This window comes from Pseudomonas sp. PB103 (assembly GCF_009764635.1).
GTDB lineage: Bacteria > Pseudomonadota > Gammaproteobacteria > Pseudomonadales > Pseudomonadaceae > Aquipseudomonas.
This window is the reverse complement of the sequence record NZ_RWIL01000171.1, coordinates 23,769-46,735: the sequence shown is the minus strand read 5'-3', so window position 1 is coordinate 46,735 and position 22,967 is coordinate 23,769. Positions and strand designations below refer to the sequence as shown.

Here is a 22,967-nt window from a genome sequence, read left to right as displayed (position 1 = left end):
GTAGGGGAAAACAGGGACACAAAGTGCCACTATCTCTGAAGATTGGCGCCGGGGTTCTGACGGGGTCTGGGGCTGCCGACAGGCGGGAAGTGACTGCTCGGTCACGTCCGAGCCCGTAAAACCGGGTGCGGCGTGATCGCGGCTCAACAATGCGCGGGCAAATGGCAGCGCTGGTGTGTGGCTCTTTTCCTACAAGCTTTTCAGTATTTCCTCTCCGAATTTTTCGACAATACCTGCGCCAGTCAGGCCAATCAGGTCGATGGACGCCCAAGCGCGCAGTGATGTCCGGGTTTCAGGTGTCATGTCGGCGTCAGGGCCGATGCTTGAATACCGGCAAAATCACATGAGAAGGATCTTATGCAGCCTACTTCTGCCAACGTGGCGGACGATCTGTCCGTGCCTGTCGAGACATTCCCGCTGACTGCCGCCCAACGGGATATCTGGCTGGACCAACTGAGTCGCGGAGATTCGCCGCTGTATAACATTGGCGGTTATGTCGAACTGAGCGGGCCGCTGGATCCGTTGTTGCTGCATTCGGCGCTTGAGCAACTGGTTGCAGCCAACGATGCCTTGCGCACGATTCTGCTCTGCGATGTCAGTGACGATGGGTTGCCGTTGCAGGGATTTGCGCGGGCGCTGCCGGTGGCTATGCCGTTGCATGATTTCAGCGACCAGCGCCATCCACAGTCGGCGGCACAGGCGTTGGTCGAACAGCAGATGGCCCAGCCTTACACGTTGAACGGGCAGGCGTTGTTCCGCTTCTGTCTGATTCGCCTCGATCACAATTGTCACTGGCTGGCGGCACAGGCGCACCATCTGATTATTGATGGCTGGGGGTTCGGCCTGCTGTTCAAGTCGGTGGGCGAAATCTACAGCGCGTTATGCCGCGGCGAGCAATCAGGGGGGGCAGCACCGTCCTATGTCGGCTTCATCGAGGATGACGCGCGTTACCAGCAGTCACCGCGCTATGAGCTTGATCAACGCTACTGGCTGGACAAATACCGCAGCGTCCCCGAGCCCTTGTTGACCCCCCGTCATCACGAACCCCTTGACCCTGAAGCGGCGCCCGGTCGCATCCATGTCGAGGCGTTTCCGACCCCGTTGCACGAGCGCATGAAAGACACGGCGCGGCAGTTGCGCGGCTCGGCGTTTCATGTGTTGCTGGCGGCGCTGCACGTGTATTTCAGTCGCACCGCGCAACGCGACGAGTGGGTGGTCGGCTTGCCGATTCTCAATCGCTCCGGCGCCCGTTTCAAAAGCACGCTGGGCCTGTTCACCCAGGTCAGCGCAATGCGCATGGGCTTTGGCCGAGCGCTGCCCTTTGGCGAATTGATCAAGGCAATCGGCGATGGCCTCAAGCAGGATTTCCGCCATCAACGCTACCCGCTGAGCGAGATGAACCGTGCGTTGGGCCTATTGCGTGAAGACCGTTCGCAACTGTTCGAGCTGTCGCTGTCCTACGAGCAGGACGACCATCAATATCGTTATGGTGAGGCGTTGGGACACTCCGTCAAGGTCTCCAACCAGCACGAAGCGACACCACTGGCCATTCACCTGCGCAGCAACCGGTACAACGACAAGGTCTGGCTGCATCTGGTGTATTCGCCAGGCTATTTCACGGCTGATGAGATCGCGTCGTTCACCGAGCACTTGTTGCTGATCCTGGAGCAAGGCCTGGAGTCTCCTGAGCGGATCGTCGCTGATTTCAACCTGAACAGCCCGGCAGAACTCGCCCGGTTGAATGAGTGGAATGACACCCGAGTCAGCTATCCGCAAAACCGGACAATTCATCAACGTTTCGAGTCGCGCGTGGCCGAACAGCCGGACGCCGTGGTCGCGACTTATCAGGGGCGGTCGCTGAGTTACGCCGAGCTGAACCGGCAAGCCAATGCGCTGGCCCATCATCTGCTGGGCCTCGGCGTACGGCCCGATAGGCGGGTGGCGATTGTCGCCCGCAGAGGCCTGGAAACCCTGGTCGGGCTGCTGGCGATTCTCAAGGCTGGCGCCGCTTATGTGCCGATCGACCCGGCGCATCCACCCGAGCGCCTGAGTTATCTGCTCAGTGACAGCGCTCCGGTGGCGCTGCTGACGCAAAGCGATGTGCGCGCGCGTTTGCCCGCCACAGCGCTGCCAGTGATTGAGCTTGATCGGCGCGAGTGGTCACTCGACAGCGTCACCAATCCTGAGGTGCCGGGGTTGACCACGAATAACCTCGCTTATGTGATTTACACCTCCGGCTCAACCGGGTTGCCCAAGGGTGTGATGGTCGAACACCACACCTTGTGCAATCTGGTCGACTGGCACTGCGCGGCTTTCGGTCTCGGCCCGGGGCAGCACACGTCGAGCCTGGCCGGGTTCGGTTTCGACGCGATGGCGTGGGAGGTCTGGCCGGCGCTGTGTGCCGGCGCAACGGTGCATTTTTCACCGGCATCCGACGGCAGCGAAGACATCGATGCGCTGCTGGCGTGGTGGCGGGCGCAGCCGCTGGACGTCAGCTTCTTGCCCACGCCGGTCGCCGAATACGCCTTCAGCAAACAACTCGATCATCCGACCTTGCGCACCTTGCTGATCGGCGGTGATCGCCTGCGCCAGTTCAACCGCGCGCAGGGTTTTGCGGTGATCAACAACTATGGCCCGACCGAAGCCACGGTGGTTGCCACCTCAGGTTTAATCCTCCCAGGGCAGACGTTGCACATCGGCAAACCGGTGAGTAATGCCACGGCTTATTTGCTCGATGATCAACAGCGCCCGCTGCCGATCGGCATCATCGGCGAGCTGTATGTCGGTGGCGCCGGGGTTGCCCGGGGTTATCTGAACCGTCCGCAGTTGACGGCCGAACGCTTCCTCGACGACCCGTTCAGCGCACTGCCAGGCGCGCGCATGTACCGCACCGGCGATCTCGCTCGTTGGCGCGCCGACGGCAACCTTGAGTACGTCGGTCGCAACGATGACCAAGTGAAAGTCCGTGGGGTGCGTGTCGAGTTGGGTGAAATCGAGGCGGCACTCGCCAGCCATGACGCGGTTCAGGAAGCCGTGGTGTTGGTGCGTGACGGCCAGCTGTTGGCGTGGTTCACCGAACGTGAATCGCTGGACATCCTGCAACTGCATGCGCACCTGACCTCGCGCTTGCCAGCCGCCATGTTGCCGGCCGCTTACGTTCGTCTGGCGAGTCTGCCCCTGACGGCCAACGGCAAGCTTGACCGCCAGGCCCTGCCGCCTCCGGGGCCGGAAGCGTTGATCCGTCGCGAGAACGAGGCGCCACAAGGTGACGTCGAAATTGCCCTGGCGCAGATCTGGGCCGAAGTCCTGCAGGTCGAGCGGGTAGGGCGTCACGATCATTTCTTTGAGCTGGGCGGCCACTCGTTGCTGGCCGTCGGCCTGATCGAACGCATGCGTCAGATCGGCATGAGCAGCGATGTTCGGGTGCTGTTCAACCAACCGACACTGGCCGCGTTGGCCGCGGCGGAGGGCAGCGGCCGCGAAGTCGCGGTGCCGGCCAACCGTATCGCCGCCGATTGCACGCACATCACGCCGGACCTGTTGCCATTGGTGCAACTGGATCAGGCGATGATCGAGCGTATCGTCGCAACCGTGCCAGGCGGTGCCGCCAATGTGCAGGACATCTACCCGTTGGCGCCGTTGCAGGAAGGCATTCTCTATCACCACATCACCGCCGCGCAGGGCGATCCGTATCTGCTGCAATCACTGCTGGCGTTCGACAGCATTGAGCGGGTCGAGGCCTTCGCCGCTGCGTTGCGTCAGGTCATGGCGCGCCACGACATCCTGCGCACGGCAGTGGTCTGGGAAGGGCTGACATCACCGGTGCAAGTGGTGTGGCGCGAGGCGCTTCTGCCGGTGCAGGAGGTCGAACTGGATCCTGCTCACGGCGCGATCATCGATCAATTGCACGAGCGTTTTGACGCGCGGCGCTATCGCCTCGATGTGAGTCAGGCTCCACTGCTGCGCCTGATGTTTGCCCGCGATCCCGCGAATAACCGCGTGGTCGGCAGTTTGCTGTTCCACCACTTGGCAATGGATCACGTCGCACTGGAGGCGATGCGCGAAGAAATTCACGCCAGCCTGTCCGGGCACGGCGAACCGCTGGCAGCACCGGTGCCGTACCGCAACTATGTGGCGCAAACGCGATTCGGCGTCAGCGAGCAGGAGCATGAGCAGTTCTTTCGGCAGATGCTCGGCGACATCGACGAACCGACCTTGCCGTTCGCTTTGCAGAACGTCCAGGGCGACGGCAGCAACATCGAAGAAGCCGAGCAAACCCTGGCGAGCGATCTTTACCCGCGCCTGCAACAACAGGCACGTGTGGCCGGCGTGAGCGTTGCCAGCCTGATCCACCTCGCTTGGGCGCAGGTGCTGGCGGCGACGTCCGGCCAGCAAAGTGTGGTGTTCGGCACGGTGCTGATGGGCCGCATGCAGGGTGGCGCGGGGGCCGACCGTGCGCTGGGGGTGTTTATCAACACCTTGCCGCTGCGGGTCGATGTCGGCGAAGGCGCACGCAACGCGGTGAAATCCACCCATGCACGGCTGAGCGCTTTGCTCGGCCATGAACATGCCTCGTTGGCGCTGGCCCAGCGTTGCAGTGGCGTCGCCGCACCCGCGCCGCTGTTCAGCGCCTTGCTCAACTACCGGCACAGCGATGATGTCGAGCAAGACACCTCCCGGCAAACCTGGGAGGGCATCGAGACGTTGGCCAACGAGGAACGCACAAACTACCCGTTTACCTTGAGTGTCGATGACTTCGGCACCGGCCTGAGGCTGACCAGCAGAACCTTGTCGAGCATTGGCGCGCAGCGGATTTGCGCTTACGTGCAGGCCGCTTTGAACGGTTTGGTCGAGGCGTTGGAAACTACCCCGCAACGGCCGTTGAACAGTCTGCCGTTGCTGCCGCAACAGGAGCTGCAACAGCTGCTGTTCGAGTTCAACGATACGGCAGTCGATTGCCCGATGGACCAGCCGCTGCAGGCGCTGTTCGAACAACAGGTTCTGCGCAAGCCGGATGCCATTGCGGTGCAATTCGCCGAGAAGTGCCTGACCTATCGCGAACTGAACGAGCAATCCAACCGCTTGGCCCATCACCTGCGCGGGTTGGGCGTTCAGCCTGATTCGCGGGTAGCGATTTGCGTCGAGCGCGGGCCGGAACTGGTGGTCGGTCTGCTGGGCATTCTCAAGGCTGGCGGTGCGTATGTGCCGCTCGATCCGGATTACCCGCTGCAACGGCTGAACTACATGCTGCAGGACAGTGCGCCGGTCGCGCTGCTGGTGCATGCCGCGACGCGCGATCTGCTCGGCGAACCCGGCGTGCCGCTGATCGATCTCGACCTCGGCGCCTGGCAGGACCAGCCGCACGACAATCCGCAGGTGCCGGGTCTCGGCGCGACCAATCTGGCCTACATGATCTACACCTCCGGCTCCACCGGCACACCCAAAGGCGTGATGATCGAGCACCGCAGCGCCTGCAACATGGTGCACTGGGGCTCGCAACTGGCGCCGCCCACCGAACACGGCGCGTTGCTGCAAAAGGCCCCGTACAGTTTCGACAGTTCGGTGTGGGAGATCTTCTGGCCGCTGTGCTCGGGCATGCGCTTGATCCTTGCGCGCGCCGATGGTAATCGCGATTCGGCGTATGTGACGCAAGTGATTCGCGAGCAGAACATTACCGTGGTCAAGTTCGTCCCGGCGCTGTTGCAGCAGTTCATCGACCAGGACGACGTCAGCCAGTGCACCAGCCTCACCGACGTACTCAACGGTGGCGGCGAGTTGACCGTTGCGCTGGCCCGGCAAGTGCGTGAACGCCTGCCGTGGGTGCGCCTGCACAACGTCTACGGGCCGACCGAAACCACGGTCGACAGCAGCGGCTGGACCCTGGAACCCGGCGAGCCGCTGCCGCCAACACTGGTGCCGATCGGCAAGGCCCTGAGCAACACGCGGCTGTATGTCCTTGATGCCTGCGATCAACCGGTGCCGCTTGGCGTCAGCGGGCATTTGCACATTGGCGGAGTGGGCGTGGCGCGAGGCTATCTGGGGCTGCCGCAACTGCAGGCCGAACGCTTTATCGACAGCCCATTCGTGGTCGGAGATCGTTTGTATCGCACCGGGGATCTGGTGCGTTACGGCGCTGATGGCAATCTCGAGTTTCTCGGGCGCAATGATTTTCAGGTCAAGTTGCGCGGGGTTCGCCTTGAGCTGGGCGAGATTGAAGCGCGTCTGCTGGAGCATCCGGCCATTCGTGAGGCGGTGGTGCTGGTGCGCGATGAGCGACTGGTGGCTTATTACAGCGTGCGTGCCGAGTCGGCTGCACCGACACTTGAAGCGTTGCGCGCGCATGTGTTGGCGCGGTTGCCGGAGTTCATGGTGCCCGGCGCTTACGTGCTGCTGGCGGCGCTGCCGTTGACACCCAACGACAAAATTGATCGCAAGGCCTTGCCGGAACCGGGGGCGGAGGCACTGCTCAGCCGGCCTTATGCGGCACCCGAAGGCGACGTTGAAACAGCTTTGGCGCAGATCTGGGCGCAGGTGCTCAAGGTCGAGCAGGTGGGGCGCGACGACAATTTCTTCGAACTGGGCGGGCATTCGTTGCTGGCGGTGAGTCTGGTCGCGCGCATGCGTCTGGCCGGGCTGCATGTCGATGCGCGGACGCTGTTCAGCCAGCCGACACTGGCCGCGCTGGCGGCCCAGACCTCGCGGCAGGCCAGGCAGGTCGAAATCGCCCAGACCACCATCCCCAACCTCGACCGCAAACGCCGCCTCTGACCTCGCAGTCTGAACCCTCCCTGTAGGAGCTGCCGAAGGCTGCGATCTTTTGATGTTGTTTTTAAAAGCAAGATCAACAGATCGCAGCCTGCGGCAGCTCCTACAGGGGTTAGCGAGGCGCTACGGCTAATGGGCAGGGCGGCTTGTCCCCGCTTCCCATGTCAGACACCCACGCCCCGATGTTTTAGTTTTTCCAGGCTGCGCGCCGCGTGCACGGACTCGCTGCTGCGCGCTCCTTTTTTTTCGTATTTACAGCAGGTTACCTCATGCATTTCAGCGAACTGATGGCTGTTATTTCCACCCATGCGATCCGCCTTCAACAGGAAGATGAAGACCTGGTCATTCTGGGCAGCGACGACGCGCTGGATGACGTGTTGTGGGACAGCCTCGCGGCGCACAAGGCGCAATTGCTGGAACTGGTCGCCGAACACGGCGGTGACTGGCTGAGCCCGGCCTTTCGCATTACCCCGGACATGCTGCCACTGGTGAACCTGGCGCAGGATGCCCTCGACCGCATCGTCGCCACAGTGCCGGGTGGTGCGGCCAACGTGCAGGACATTTATCCGCTGTCCGCGTTGCAGGAGGGCATGCTTTATCACCATCTCTCGGCGGTTGCCGGCGATCCCTACATCTCTCAGGCGCGCTTCGTGTTCGACAGTCAGCAACGGCTGGACGCCTTCGCCGACGCGCTGCGCTGGGTGGTCAAGCGTCACGATATTCTGCGCACCTCGTTTGTTTGGGAATACCTCGACGAAGCGGTGCAAGTGGTCTGGCGCGAGGCGCCGCTGGTGTGTGAGGCAATCAGCGTCGACGGCGACCGCGATGTGCTCACGCAGTTGCTGGAGCGTCACGACCCGCAGCACTTTCGCCTCGATATGCAGCAAGCACCGCTGCTGCGCATGGTCTACGCGCAGGATCCCGCTCAGGGCCGCGTAGTCGCGTTGTTGCTGTTTCATCACATGATCATGGACCACGTTGCGCTGGATGTAATGCGCCGGGAAATCCAGGCATTTCTGCTCGGGCAGACTGCGCAAGTGCCTGCGGCCGTGCCGTACCGCGATCACCTGGCGATGGCGCGCAGTGCCGGCAATGAGCAGGCGCAAGAGGCGTTTTTCCGCGAGATGCTCGCCGACATCGACGAGCCGACGCTGCCGTGTGGTTTGCAGGATGTGCAGGGTGACGGCCACGCCATCGAGGAAGCCGCGTTGCTGCTCGACAGTCGCTTGAGCCGGCAGTTGCGCGAGCAGGCGCGGCAGCTCGGCGTGAGTGTCGCGAGCCTGACGCATCTGGCCCTGGCCCGCGTGCTGGGGCAATTGTCCGGGCGCACGGCGGTAGTGTTCGGCACCGTGCTGCTGGGGCGGATGGACGCGGGCGAGGGCGGCGAGCAGGCACTGGGGATGTTCATCAACACCTTGCCGCTGCGCGTTGATGTCGGTGAGCAAAGCGTGCGCGCTGGCGTGCTGGCGACTCATCGGCGCCTGACTGCTTTACTGGCCCACGAGCAAGCTTCGCTGGCTTTGGCCCAACGTTGCAGCGCCGTCGCGGTACCGACGCCATTGTTCAGTGCGATCCTCAACTACCGGCACAGCAGCGTCGAAGAAGTCGCTGACGTGGTCGATATCGCCCCCGGTGTGCAGGTGTTGGGTGCCCGCGAGCGCACCAACTATCCGCTGACGATCAATATCGATGACCTTGGTGTGGATTTGCGCATCACCGCGCTGGCGGATGCGGCACTGGGTGCCGAGCGCATGGCCGCGTACCTGAACACGGCGCTGGAAAGTCTGACGGCGGCCCTGCAATCCAGCGCCGATGTGGCACTGCAAGCGCTGAAAATCCTCCCTGCCAGCGAACGCGAACAACTGCTGCGCGGCATCAATTCCCCGCTAACGCAGTTCCCCGAAAAGCTGCTGATCCACCAGCAATTCGAAGCCCACGCGCAGGCCCGACCTGACGCCACGGCGCTGATTTTCGACGGGCAGACGCTCAGCTACGGCGAACTCAACCGCCGCGCCAATCAGGTCGCCCACCATTTGCTGGCGCGGAACATTCGCCCTGACGACCGCGTGGCCATCTGCGTCGAACGCGGCCCGCAAATGATCATCGGCCTGCTCGGCATACTCAAGGCTGGCGCCGGTTACGTGCCGATCGACCCGGCCTATCCACTGGAGCGTATTCATTTCACCTTGCAGGACAGTGCCCCGGCAGCAGTGCTCCTGCAAGCCGCGACGCGCGAGTGCGTCGCCGATCTCGACGTGCCGCAGATCGACCTCGACAGCGGCCAGCTCAAGGCCGAACTCGACAGCAATCTGCAGATCCCCGAACTGACCCCGGCGCATCTGGCTTACGTGATCTACACCTCGGGCTCCACCGGTTTGCCCAAAGGTGTGATGGTCGAGCACGGTAACGTGGCGCGGCTGTTTTCTGCCACCCATGACTGGTTTCAGTTCAATCAACAGGACACCTGGGCGCTGTTCCATTCCTTCGCCTTCGACTTTTCGGTGTGGGAAATCTGGGGCGCGCTGGCGTTCGGCGGGCAATTGCTACTGATCCCGCAAGCCGTCAGCCGCGCACCCGACGACTGCTACGCATTGCTCTGCGAAACCGGCGTGACCGTGCTCAACCAGACGCCGAGTGCGTTCCGCCAACTGATCGCCGCGCAGGGTCGCAGCACGTTGCAGCACTCCTTGCGGGAAGTGATTTTCGGTGGTGAAGCGCTGGAACCGGGCCTGCTCAAACCGTGGTACGCGCGGGTCGGCAATGCCGGAACGCGGCTGGTGAACATGTACGGCATCACCGAAACCACGGTGCACGTGACCTATCGGCCGCTGCAAGCCGCCGACGCGCAGTTGCTCGGCGTCAGCCCGATTGGCGTGCGCATTCCCGACCTGCAACTGTATGTCCTCGATGCGCTGCGCGAACCGGTGCCGGTCGGCGTGATTGGCGAGTTGTATGTCGGCGGGGCCGGCGTGGCGCGCGGTTATCTGAATCGCGAAGCGCTGACCGCCGAGCGCTTCATCAATGATCCGTTCGGCGAAAACGCCGAGGCGCGCTTGTACAAAACCGGCGACCTGGCGCGCTGGGCCGCTGACGGCAGCCTCGAATACCTGGGGCGCAACGACGATCAGGTGAAAATTCGCGGTTTCCGCATTGAACTGGGCGAAATCGAAGCGCGCCTGTCTGCCTGCGCAGGCGTGCGCGAAGCCGTGGTGATTGCCCGTGAGGACAGCCCCGGCGATCAGCGACTGGTCGCTTATTGGCTGGCCGACGCAGGTGCGGCGCCGGATGTCGTGCAATTGCGCGATCAACTGCTGGTGTCGCTGGCTGAGTACATGGTGCCAAGCGCCTTCGTGCGTCTGGACGCTTTGCCGCTGACCGCCAATGGCAAGCTCGACCGCAAAGCCCTGCCGCAACCGGACAGCGATGACTTCGCCCGTCGTGGTTTCGAAGCGCCGGTTGGCGCCGTGGAAAACCTGATCGCCGGGCTCTGGCAGACGTTGCTCGGTGTCGAGCAGGTCGGCCGCCATGACAACTTCTTCGAACTCGGTGGTCATTCATTGCTGGCCGTGAAGCTGATCGAGCGTATGCGCCAGCAGGATTTGCATTGTGACGTGCGCGTACTGTTTGGTCAGCCGAGCGTGGCAGCGCTGGCGGCGACCTTGAGCAGCGAACGTGCCATCGTTGTCCCGGACAACCTGATCGAACCGGGTTGCACGCGCATTACCCCGGCCATGTTGCCGCTGGCTCATCTCGACCAGGTCGCGATCGACCGCGTGGTTGCCAGCGTGCCGGGCGGTGTCGCCAATGTGCAGGACATCTATGCCCTGGCGCCGTTGCAGGCGGGGATTCTTTATCACCATCTGGCGACCAGCGCCGGTGATCCGTACGTGCTGCAGGCGCAATTTGCCTTCGACGGCCTGGCCCAGATCAAAACCTTCGTCCGTGCGTTGAACAGCGTGATCAAACGCCATGACATTTTGCGCACTGGCATTTTCTGGGAGGGGCTTGATGAGGCGGTGCAAGTGGTCTGCCGTGAGGCGCCACTGGCGCTGGAACGCGTCGATGCCGATGAACTCGACGGCGATGTGCTGGAGCAGATGCAGGCGCGTTTCGATCCACGCCACTATCGACTGGACCTCAATCGCGCGCCGCTGATGCGTTTCGCTTACACCGAAGATCAGCCGCACAAACGCTGGATCGGCATGCTTCTGCTGCACCACATCGTCCTCGATCATACGGCCCTGGAAGTGCTGATCGCGGAAATGATCGACGTCATGCTCGGCCGCAGCAGCGACTTGCCGCCGCCAGTGCAATACCGCCAGTTTGTCGCGCAGGCGCGGCTCGGCGCCGATGATCAGGCGCATGAGACGTTCTTCCGCGAAATGCTTGCCGACATTGACGAACCGACCGTGGCGTTCGGTTTGCAGGATGTACACGGCGATGGCAGCGACATCCTCGACAGCCAATCAGACCTCGATGCCGGCCTCGGCCAACGTCTGCGCGAGCAGGCGCGGCGATTGGGGATCAGCGTTGCCAGCCTGGTGCATCAGGCCTGGGCTCAGGTGTTGGCGCAGGTGTCTGGCCAGCAAGACGTAGTGTTCGGCACCGTATTACTGGGGCGCATGCAGGGCGGAGAGGGCGCTGATCGCGCGCTGGGCATGTTCATCAACACTTTGCCGTTGCGCGTGAGCGTCGGTGCGGATTCGGTAGAAAGCGCCGTGCGTGCCACGCATGCGCGTCTGGCGCAGTTGCTCGGCCATGAGCAGGCGTCATTGGCGCTGGCCCAGCGTTGCAGCGGTGTCGGCGGTTCGCAGACGTTGTTCAGCACCTTGCTCAACTACCGCCACAGTGCGCCGGAATCGGCCGCGGTAACGTGGCAAGGCGTGCAGATTCTCAGCTCGCGCGAGCGCAGCAATTATCCGCTGGTGGTCAGTGTCGACGACCTCGGCGAGGGTTTCCGTTTGAGCGTGCAAGCGGTGCCGCAGGTGGACGGGGCGCGGGTCTGCGATTACTTGCAAACCGCGTTGCACAGTCTGGTCACGGCACTTGAGTACACGCCGACGGCGCCGTTGCAGCAACTGACGATCGTGTCGCCAAGCGAACGGCAACGGGTGCTGGTCGGCTTCAACATCAGCGGTCGTGAATACCCGCCCGCACAAACAGTGCCGCGTCTCTTCGAGGCGCAAGTCCTGGCGCATCCCGAGGCGCTGGCGGTGGTGCAGGGCGGGCAACAGTTCAGCTACCGCGAACTGAATCAGCGCGCCAATCGCCTCGCCCATCACCTGATCGGCCTCGGCGTGCAGCTCGATGACCGTGTTGCGCTGTGCCTGCGTCGCGGCCCGGACATGCTCGTTGCGCTGCTGGCGATTCTCAAGGCCGGCGCCGGTTATGTGCCGATTGACCCCGATTACCCGGCTGAACGCATCGCCTACCTGTTGCAGGACAGCGACCCGATCGCGGTGCTGGCGCAGGCCTCGACGCGCGACCTGCTCGGCGCCGTCCCGGTGATTGATCTGCACGCCAGCGACTGGCGCCACCTGCCTGACGATAATCCGCAACAGCCGGGGCTGACCCCGGCGAATCTGGCCTACGTGATCTACACCTCGGGTTCTACCGGGCAACCGAAAGGCGTGATGGTCGAGCACCGTACCCTGGAAAACCTCGTGCACTGGCACGCCGAAGCCTTCGACCTGTATGCCGACAGCCACACTGCCAGCGTCGCCGGTTGCGGCTTCGATGCCATGGCGTGGGAGGTCTGGCCGGCGCTGTGCGTCGGCGCGACGGTGCATCTGCCGCCGGCGTCGATCGGCAACGCACACCTCGATGAATTGCTCGAATGGTGGCGCGCGCAGCCGTTGCAAGTGAGCTTTCTGCCGACCCCGGTGGCCGAATACGCGTTCAGTCGCGGGCTGGGTCATCCGACCCTGCGCACGCTACTGATCGGTGGCGACAAGTTGCGCCAGTTTCCGCGTGATCAGACCTTCGATGTAATCAACAACTACGGCCCGACCGAAGCCACGGTGGTCGCGACTTCCGGGCGCATCGAGCCCGGGCGGGTTCTGCACATTGGCCGGCCGATTGCCAATGCCAAAGTCTATTTGCTGGACCGTCAGCAACAGCCCGTGCCAACCGGTGTGCAAGGCGAGTTGTATGTCGGTGGCGCCGGGGTAGCGCGCGGCTATCTTAATCGTCCGGAACTGACCGCTGCGCAGTTCCTCGACGATCCGTTCAGCGACGAACCGCACGCGCGGATGTACCGCACTGGCGACCTCGCGCGCTGGCTGGACGATGGCAACATCGAATACCTGGGACGCAATGACGATCAGGTGAAACTGCGCGGTGTACGGATTGAACTGGGTGAAATCGAGGCGGTGCTGAGTGCCCACGATGCGGTTCGCGAGTGCGTGGTGCTGGTGCGCGACGGACGATTGCTCGCCTGGTTCACTGAAATCGAGTCGGTCGAGATCAGCGCCTTGCACCAGCATCTGCAAGCGCGACTGCCTGACACTTTAGTGCCCGCGGCTTACGTGCGCCTGGACAGCCTGCCGCTGACCGCCCACGGCAAACTCGACCGCAAGGCCTTGCCCGAGCCGGATCAGGACGCGTGGCTCAGCCGTGAATATGAAGCGCCGCAAGGCCCCGTCGAAGTGGCACTCGCGCAGATCTGGGCCGACGTACTGAACATCGAGCAGATCGGCCGCCACGACAATTTCTTCGAACTGGGCGGCCATTCGCTGTTGGCGGTTAGCCTGATCGAGCGCATGCGTCAGGCCGGTTTGAGCGCCGATGTGCGCGTGCTGTTCAATCAGCCGAACCTGGCTGCGCTGGCACGGGCCTTGGGCAGTGGACGGGAAATCGAGGTGCCGGCCAATCTGATTCCGGCCGCTTGCACCCGCATCACGCCCGACATGCTCACCCTGACCACGCTGGATCAGGCCAGCATCGAGCGCATCGTCGCGACGGTGCCCGGCGGCGCTGCCAATGTGCAGGACATCTATCCGCTGGCACCGCTGCAGGAAGGCATTCTTTATCACCACCTGAGTGCCGAGCAGGGCGATCCGTACCTGCTGCAATCACGTCTGGCCTTCGACAGCCTCCAACGTTTGCAGACCTTCGCCGAACACTTGCAGCTGGTCATCGTCCGCCACGACATTCTGCGTACCAGCGTGGTCTGGGAAGGCTTGCCCAGCCCGCAGCAAGTGGTCTGGCGCGAGGCCCGGATGGTTGTGCAGCAGGTGTCGCTGGATGTTCGGGATGGCGACATTCTCGAACAGTTGCACGCACGTTTCGACGCGCGGCATTACCGCCTCGATCTGACGCTGGCGCCGCTGATCCGCATGGTCTACGCCGAAGATCCGTTGCAACAGCGAATCGTCGCCATCGTGCTGTTCCATCACTCGATTCTCGACCACACCGCGATGGAGGTGATTGGCCGGGAAATGCATGCGCTGATGTTCGATCAACTCGACACGCTGACGCCGCCGATGCCTTACCGCAACTATGTGGCGCAGGCACGCTTGGGCGCCGATGAGCAGGAGCACGAGGCGTTCTTCCGCGAGATGCTCGGCGATATCGATGAGCCGAGCTTGCCCTTCGGTCTGCAGGATGTTCAGGGCGACGGGCGTGGCATCGAAGAAGCGCTGCAGCCGGTCGATGCCGCGCTCAATCTGCGTCTGCGGGAACAGGCCAGGCGATTGGGCGTCAGCCCGGCGAGCCTGATGCACATGGCCTGGGCGCAGGTGCTGGGCGTGGTCTGCGGGCGCCGCGACGTGGTCTTTGGCACGGTGTTGATGGGGCGGATGCAGGGCGGCGAGGGCGCCGACCGCACGTTGGGGGTGTTCATCAACACCTTGCCGCTGCGCGTCGATCTCGCTGAAGGCGTGCGCGCCGGGGTGAAAACCACCCATGCACGGCTGACGGCGCTGCTCGGTCATGAGCACGCTTCGTTGGCGCTGGCCCAGCGTTGCACGGCCATCGCCGGCTCCGCACCGCTGTTCAGCGCCTTGCTCAATTACCGGCACAGCGCCGCCGCACAACAGCCGCGTGATGACCAAGGTATCTGGCAAGGCGTGCGCATGCTCGGTGGCGAGGAGCGCAGTAATTATCCGCTGACCCTGTCGGTCGATGATCTGGGCGAAGCCTTTGCCCTCAATGTGCTCGCGGTCGCAGAGATCGGCGCGCAGCGGATCTGCAGTTACATGCACACCGCGCTCGAGCATCTGGTGACGGCACTGGAAGAGACGCCGCAACGTCCGCTCAACCGTTTGCCAGTGCTTCCGGTGGCGGAATACGAGCACTTGCTGCTCGGCTTCAACCCGCACTCCGCGGCCTATCCGCGTAGCACGACGATTCACCGTTTGATCGAGGTTCAGGCCGAGCAGCAGCCGGAGGCACTGGCAGTGGTTCAGGGCGGTCAGCAACTGACCTACGCTGAGCTCAATCAGCGCGCCAATCGCCTGGCCCATCACTTGCTCGGCCTCGGCGTGCAGCCCGATGACCGCATCGCCGTGTGCCTGCGCCGCAGCCCGGACATGCTCGTCGCGTTGCTGGCGATCCTCAAGGCCGGCGCCGGTTATGTGCCGGTCGATCCGGCGTACCCGGCGGAACGCATCGCCTATCTGTTGCAGGACAGCGCGCCGATGGTGGTGCTGGCACAGGCTTCGACCGCTGATTTGCTCGGCGCAGTGCCGCTGATTGATCTGGACAATCCGACCTGGCAACAGCTGTCCGTGAGCAATCCGCAAGTGCCGACGCTGACCCCGGCGCATCTGGCCTACGTGATTTACACCTCCGGCTCCACCGGGCAGCCGAAGGGCGTGATGGTCGAACACGCGACGCTGGAAAACCTCGTGCACTGGCACTGCGAGGCCTTCGACCTGCGCGCCGGCAGCCACACGTCGAGCGTCGCCGGCTTCGGTTTCGATGCCATGGCGTGGGAGGTCTGGCCGGCGTTGTGCGTGGGCGCGACCCTGCACCTGCCGCCGCAAACGGTGAGCAACGAGCACCTCGACGAGTTGCTGCGATGGTGGCGTACGCAGCCGTTGCAGGTGAGTTTCCTGCCGACGCCGGTTGCCGAGTATGCGTTCAGTCGCGAGCTCGGCCACCCGACCTTGCGCACGCTGTTGATCGGTGGCGACAAGCTGCGGCAGTTCCCGCGTGAACAGACCTTCGCGGTGATCAATAACTACGGCCCGACCGAAGCCACGGTGGTCGCGACTTCTGGTGCGGTAGAAACCGGGCAGGTGCTGCACATCGGTCGGCCGATGGCCAACGCGAAAATTTACCTGCTCGACGATCAGCAGCGCCCGGTACCGGTTGGCGTTGCGGGCGAGTTGTATGTCGGCGGTGCCGGTGTGGCGCGCGGTTATCTGCATCGTCCCGAGCTGACTGCCGAGCGCTTCCTCGACGACCCGTTCAGCGACGAACCGCAGGCGCGCATGTACCGCACCGGCGACCTCGCACGCTGGCTCGCGGATGGCACCGTCGAATACTTGGGGCGCAACGATGATCAAGTCAAACTGCGCGGCGTGCGCATCGAGCTGGGCGAAATCGAAGCGGCGTTGAGCGCTCACGAAGCCGTGCAGGATTGCGTGGTGCTGGTGCGCGACGGCCAGTTGCTGGCGTGGTTTACCGAACGCCGGAGCGTCGACATCGAGGATCTGCGCAATCATCTGCAAGCGCAGTTGCCGCAAGCGCTGGTGCCTGCCGCTTACGTGCGCCTGCACTCACTCCCTCTGACCGCCAATGGCAAGCTCGACCGCAAGGCGTTGCCGCAGCCGGATCAAACGGCGTGGTTGAGCCGCGAATATGCCGCGCCGCAAGGTTCGGTGGAAATCGCGCTGGCGCAGATCTGGGCGGACGTCCTCAAGGTCGAGCAGGTCGGTCGTCACGACAACTTTTTCGAACTGGGCGGGCACTCCTTGCTGGCGGTGACGCTGATCGAGCGCATGCGCCAGGTCGATCTGAGCACCGACGTGCGTGTGCTGTTCAGCCAGCCGACGTTGGCTGCGCTGGCTGCGGCGGTGGGCAGCGGTCGCGAAGTCAGTGTGCCGGACAATCTGATTCCGGCCGATTGCACGCACATCACTGCGGACATGCTGCCGCTGGTGCAACTGGATCAGGCCAGTGTCGAACGCATTGTCGCCACGGTGCCGGGTGGTGCGGCCAATGTGCAGGATATTTATCCGCTGGCGCCGTTGCAGGAAGGGATTCTGTATCACCACCTCAGCGCCGCGCAGGGTGATCCGTATCTGCTGCAATCATGTCTGGCCTTCGACAGCCTTGAGCGTTTTCAAGGGTTCGCGGCGGCGCTGCGTCAGGTCATGACGCGCCACGACATCCTGCGTACGTCGATTGTCTGGCAAGGGCTCGCGGCGCCGGTGCAAGTGGTCTGGCGCCATGCCGAGCTGCCGGTACAAGCCGTGGCACTGGCGCCCGCGCAGGGTGAAGCCATCGATCAGTTGCGTGCGCGCTTCGATGCGCGCCACTGGCGTCTGGAGCTTGATCAGGCACCGCTGCTGCGTCTGGTGTATGCCCTCGATCCGGACAATCAGCGCGTGGTTGCCATGCTGTTGTTCCATCACATCGCCATGGACCACACCGCGCTGGCGGTGGTCAGCGAAGAAATGCAGGCGATTTTGCGCGGCGATGAGCGATTGCCGGCGCCCGCAGTGCCATACCGCAATTATGTCGCGCAGACCCGTCTTGGTGTCAGTGAACAAGAGCACGAAGTGTTCTTCCGCGAGATGCTCGGCGACATCGACGAACCGACGCTGCCGTTCGGTTTGCAGGACGTGCACGGCGACGGCAATGACATCGAGGAAGTCTGCCAGCCGCTGCCCGCCGTGCTGGCGCAGCGTTTGCGCAGTCAGGCGCGGTTGCTTGGCGTCAGTGTCGCCAGCCTGTTCCATCTCGCCTGGGCGCGGGTGCTGGCGGCAACGTCCGCTCAGGAGCGCGTGGTCTTCGGCACGGTGTTGCTCGGCCGCATGCAGGGTGGGGCGGGCGCGGATCGTGGGCTGGGCATGTTCATCAACACCTTGCCATTGCGCGTGGACATTGACGAAAGCAACGTGCGCGCCGGGGTCAAGGCGACGCACGCGCGGCTCAGTGCGCTGTTGGCCCACGAACATGCCTCGCTGGCGTTGGCCCAGCGTTGCAGCGGTGTCGCGGCGCCGTCGCCGCTGTTCAGCGCGATGCTCAATTACCGTCATAGCGACAGCGAAGCTCAGCAAAATACCCAGCGTGAGGCCTGGCAGGGCATCGAATCCCTCGCCGGCGAGGAACGCACCAATTACCCGTTGACCCTCAACGTCGATGATCTGGGCAGCGGCTTCCAACTGACAGTGATGACCCCGTCGCGCATCGGTGCGGCACGTATTGGCCAGTACATGGAGAACGCGCTGTTCGCGCTGGTTGAAGCGTTGCAGCACACTCCGCAGCAACCGTTGAATCGCCTGACGGTGTTGGCGGACGAGGAGCGGCAGGCGATGCTGTTCGGCCGCAACGACACCGCCGTCGATTACGACTTGCAGCAGACGCTGCACGGCTTGTTCGAAGCGCAGGTGCGACGCACGCCACAGGCTGTGGCCGTCGTCGCCGACGATCAGACATTGAGCTACGCGCAGTTGAACGAGCGCGCCAACCGCTTGGCCCGGCACTTGATCAGCCTCGGCGTGCAAGTGGATTCACGGGTGGCAATCTGCGTCGAACGCAGCCTGGAAATGGTTGTTGGCTTGCTGGCGATCAACAAGGCCGGTGCCGGTTATGTGCCGCTGGATCCGGCCTATCCGCCGGAGCGCCTCGCCTACATGCTCGAAGACAGCGCGCCGGCCGTGGTGTTGGTACACGCGGCGACCCGCGAGTTGCTGGGGGATATCAAGGCGGTCGATCTCGACCAGAATACCTGGCAATCACTGTCCGCCGACAATCCGCAAATTCCGGCGCTGACCCCACAACACACTGCCTACGTGATCTACACCTCCGGCTCCACCGGCCAACCGAAAGGCGTGGTCAATGAGCATGCCGGTGTGGTCAACCGCTTGTTGTGGATGCAGGACGCTTATCGCCTGACGGCTGCCGATTCGGTGTTGCAGAAAACTCCGTTCAGCTTCGACGTGTCGGTGTGGGAGTTCTTCTGGCCGTTGATGACCGGCGCGCGACTGGTCATGGCACGGCCAGACGGGCACAAGGATCCGCAATATCTGAGCGAAGTGATCGAACGTGAACACATCACCACGCTGCACTTTGTGCCGTCGATGCTCGACGTGTTCCTCGCCAACAGCGACACCGCGCGCTGCGACGGCGTGCGTCGGGTGATGTGCAGCGGTGAAGCGTTGCCGGGCAGTCTGGTGCGACGTTTCAAACTCCAGTTAACGGGCAGCGAGTTGCATAACCTCTACGGCCCGACTGAAGCCGCCGTCGATGTCACCGCGTGGAACTGCGCCGGACCAATCGAGCAGACCCCGGACAACACGCCGATCGGTAAACCGATCGCCAACACCCGCCTGTACATCCTCGATGCGCAACAGCAACCGGTGCCGCAAGGCGTGATCGGCGAGCTGTACATCGCTGGCGTGCAGGTGGCGCGCGGTTATCTGAACCGGAGTGAGTTGAGTGCCGAACGTTTCCTCGATGATCCTTTCCATCCGAACGGGCGGATGTATCGCACCGGCGACGTCGCGCGATATCGGCCTGACGGCAATATCGAATACCTGGGCCGTAACGATGATCAGGTGAAGATTCGCGGTCTGCGCATTGAACTGGGCGAAATTCAGGCACGTCTTGCCCAGATCGAAGGTGTGCAGGAAGCCGTGGTGATCGCCCGAGAAGACATGCCTGGCGATAAACGTCTGGTTGCCTATTACACCGGTGAGCGGCTGGAAATAGACGTACTGCGCGCCCATCTGCTGGAAAATTTGCCGGACTACATGGTGCCTGCCGTGTTCGTGCATCTCGACGCTTTGCCGCTGAGCCCCAATGGCAAGCTCGACCGCAAGGCGCTACCGGCGCCAGACCGGCAAGCGCTGAAAACCCGCGAATACGAAGCCCCGGTCGGTGACGTCGAAATCACCCTTGCACGGCTCTGGGCCGAACTGCTCAACGTCGAGCGGGTAGGGCGTCACGATCACTTTTTTGAGCTGGGCGGTCACTCGCTGATGGCGGTCAGTCTGATCGGCCGGTTGCGTCAGGAAGGCATGGAAGCCGACGTCAGGGCGTTGTTTGAACAACCGACCCTGGCCGGTTACGCCGCAATTACCGAAAGAATGGAGATCGTCCTGTGAATGTGCTCGAACTGTTGGCAACCCTGAAGGCAAAAGACATTCAGTTGGCGGTGACCGACGAGCAATTGCGCGTCAATGGCAACAACCAGGCGTTGAGCGATCCGGCGCTGCTGGCCGCGCTGCGTGAGCACAAACCGGCGTTGATCGAGCTGATCAAGGCCGGCCAATATTCAGCCACCCGCGTCGGCCAGATCGAGGTTCCGGCCAACGGCATTCTTCCCGGCACTACGCACATCACCCCAGCGATGGTGACCCTGGCTGAAGTCGATCAGCCAACCCTCGACCGCTTGATTGCCGAGGTACCGGGCGGCGCCGCCAACGTGCAGGACATCTATCCCCTGGCGCCGTTGCAGGAAGGCATTCTCTATCACCACGCCAGCAATGAGCAGGGCGATCCGTACGTCATGCAATCGTACTTCGCGTTCAGCAGCCGTGAGCGCTTGCAGGATTTTGCCCAGGCGTTGCAAAAGGTCATCGATCGCCACGACATCCTGCGCACGGCGGTGCATTGGGAGGGGCTGGACGTGCCGCTGCAAGTGGTCTGGCGTCAAGCGCAGTTGCCGGTGGAAGAAGTCGCGGTGGACGACAGCGAAAGCGCTGTACTGCAGCAATTGCACGAGCGCTTCGATGCGCGGCATTTCCGTCTCGACGTCAAACACGCACCGATGATGCGACTGGCCTACGCGTGGGATGAGGACGGCCAGCGCGTGGTCGCGACGTTGTTGTTCCATCACATGGCGCTGGATCACTCGGCGCTCGACGTGGTGCGTCACGAACTGCTCGCCTGCCTTACCGGCCAGGATCAATCGCTCGGGCGCCCGGTGCCGTTTCGCAATTACGTCGCGCAAGCGCGGCTGGGCATCAGTGAGGCCGAGCACGAGGCGTTTTTCCGCGAGATGCTTGCTGACATTGCCGAGCCGACGCTGCCGTACGGTTTGCAGGATGTGCAGGGTGACGGCCTCGGCATCGCCGAGCTGAGCCTGCCGATCGACCCGCTGCTCGGCCAGCGTCTGCGCGCGCAGGCGCGGCAGCTCGGCGTGAGCGCGGCGAGCCTGTTTCATCTGGGCTGGGCGCAGGTATTGGCGGCGCTCACCAGCAAAGAAAGCGTGGTCTTCGGCACGGTGCTAATGGGGCGCATGCAGGGCGCCGAAGCCACCGAACGGGCGCTGGGGATCTTCATCAACACCTTGCCGCTGCGGGTCGATGTCGATGCGCAAGGCGTGCGTGCGGCGGTGGAGGCGACCCACAAACACCTGACCACGCTGATGCGTCACGAACACGCGCCGCTGGCACTGGCCCAGCGTTGCAGCGGCGTGGTCGCGCCGACGCCGTTGTTCAGTGCCTTGCTCAATTACCGTCACAGCCACACGGCGGCGACGGCCAGTGCTGAAACTCTCGCCGCGTGGCAAGGCATCAGCACCATCAGTTCCGAAGAACGTACCAACTATCCGCTGACCCTGAGTATCGATGATTTCGGCGACGCGTTCAGCCTGACATTGCTGGCCACCACCGAGGTCGACCCCCAGCGCATCTGCGATTACCTGCACTGCGCCCTGGAAAGTGTGGTGTTGGCACTGGAGCAGGCGCCCGATACTGCGATCAACCAATTGCCGATTCTGCCGGCGGCGGAGCGCCAGCAGGTGCTGTTGGCGTTCAATACCACTCACGCCGACTACCCGGCAACGCTGACCATCGCTCAACGTTTCGAAGCGCAAGTGGCGCAGCGGCCAGAAGCTGTGGCAGCACAGTTTTTAGCTGAGCAATTGAGCTATGCCGAGCTCAACCGGCAGGCCAACGCCTTGGCCCATCACCTGATTGCACTGGGGGTGAAGCCCGACGATCGCGTCGCCATCGTCGCCCGCCGAGGCCTCGATACGCTGGTCGGGATGGTGGCGATACTCAAGGCGGGCGCCGGTTATGTGCCGGTCGACCCGGCGCACCCGGCCGAGCGTCTGCATTACTTGCTCAGCGACAGCGCGCCCGTCGCCGTGCTCACCCAGAACGCTCTGCGCGAGCGTTTGCCGGCGCTGGAAGTGCCGGTGATCGATCTCGATCCACTGAGCTGGCCGATCAGCGAAACCTCTGATCCGCACGTGCCGGGCCTGACCACTGCGAATCTGGCCTACGTGATCTACACCTCCGGTTCCACCGGCCTGCCCAAAGGCGTGATGGTCGAACACCGCACCTTGTCGAATCTGGTCGATTGGCATTGCAGCGCGTTTGATCTGTGCGCTGGTCGCCACACCTCAAGCCTTGCCGGCTTCGGTTTCGACGCCATGGCCTGGGAAGTCTGGCCGGCGTTGTGCGCCGGCGCGACCCTGCACCTGGCACCGACTCACGAGGGCAGCGAGGACATCGATGCGCTGCTCGACTGGTGGCGCGCGCAACCACTGGATGTGAGCTTTCTGCCGACGCCGGTGGCCGAATATGCCTTCAGCCAAAACCTCGAACACCCGACGCTGCGTACGCTGCTGATCGGTGGCGACCGCTTGCGCCAGTTCAGCCGCAATCAGCAATTTGATGTGATCAACAACTACGGCCCGACCGAAGCCACCGTGGTCGCTACCTCTGGGCGAATCGAGGCGGGCGACGCCTTGCACATCGGCAAACCGGTGGCCAACGCCACGGTGTACCTGCTCGATGAACAACAGCGTCCGGTGCCGATTGGCGTCATGGGCGAGTTATACGTTGGCGGCGCCGGGGTCGCGCGCGGCTATTTGAACCGCGCCGAGCTGAGCGCCGAACGCTTCCTGCATGACCCGTTCAGCCCCTCGCCGAATGCGCGTATGTACCGCACCGGCGACCTCGCACGCTGGCGCGCCGACGGCACAATTGACTACTTGGGGCGTAACGACGATCAGGTGAAAATCCGTGGCGTGCGCATCGAACTCGGCGAAATCGAAACCCGCCTCAATCAATTGC

General features: G+C 63.3%; 3 protein-coding genes (1 of these 3 only partly in view). All 3 read left to right on the top strand.

Annotated elements, in window-relative coordinates; translation table 11 throughout:
* The first annotated feature begins 357 nt into the window (after positions 1–357).
* The gene (locus tag EJA70_RS29395; RefSeq protein WP_158836036.1) at positions 358–6,768 is read left to right on the top strand and encodes a non-ribosomal peptide synthetase; all 6,411 of its coding nucleotides are present in this window, start codon (positions 358–360) and stop codon (positions 6,766–6,768) included.
* Between the two features lie 266 nt (positions 6,769–7,034).
* Entirely contained in the window at positions 7,035–20,045 is a 13,011-nt protein-coding gene (locus EJA70_RS29390; protein ID WP_158836034.1) for a non-ribosomal peptide synthetase, read from the top strand.
* On the top strand, positions 20,042–22,967 hold the start of the coding sequence (locus tag EJA70_RS29385; RefSeq protein ID WP_158836032.1) for a non-ribosomal peptide synthase/polyketide synthase. It continues 14,918 nt past the right edge of the window; 2,926 of the gene's 17,844 nt are visible here — the first part of the coding sequence; it begins with the start codon at positions 20,042–20,044; its stop codon lies beyond the right edge, outside the window. The genes EJA70_RS29390 and EJA70_RS29385 overlap by 4 nt, the downstream gene beginning before the upstream one ends.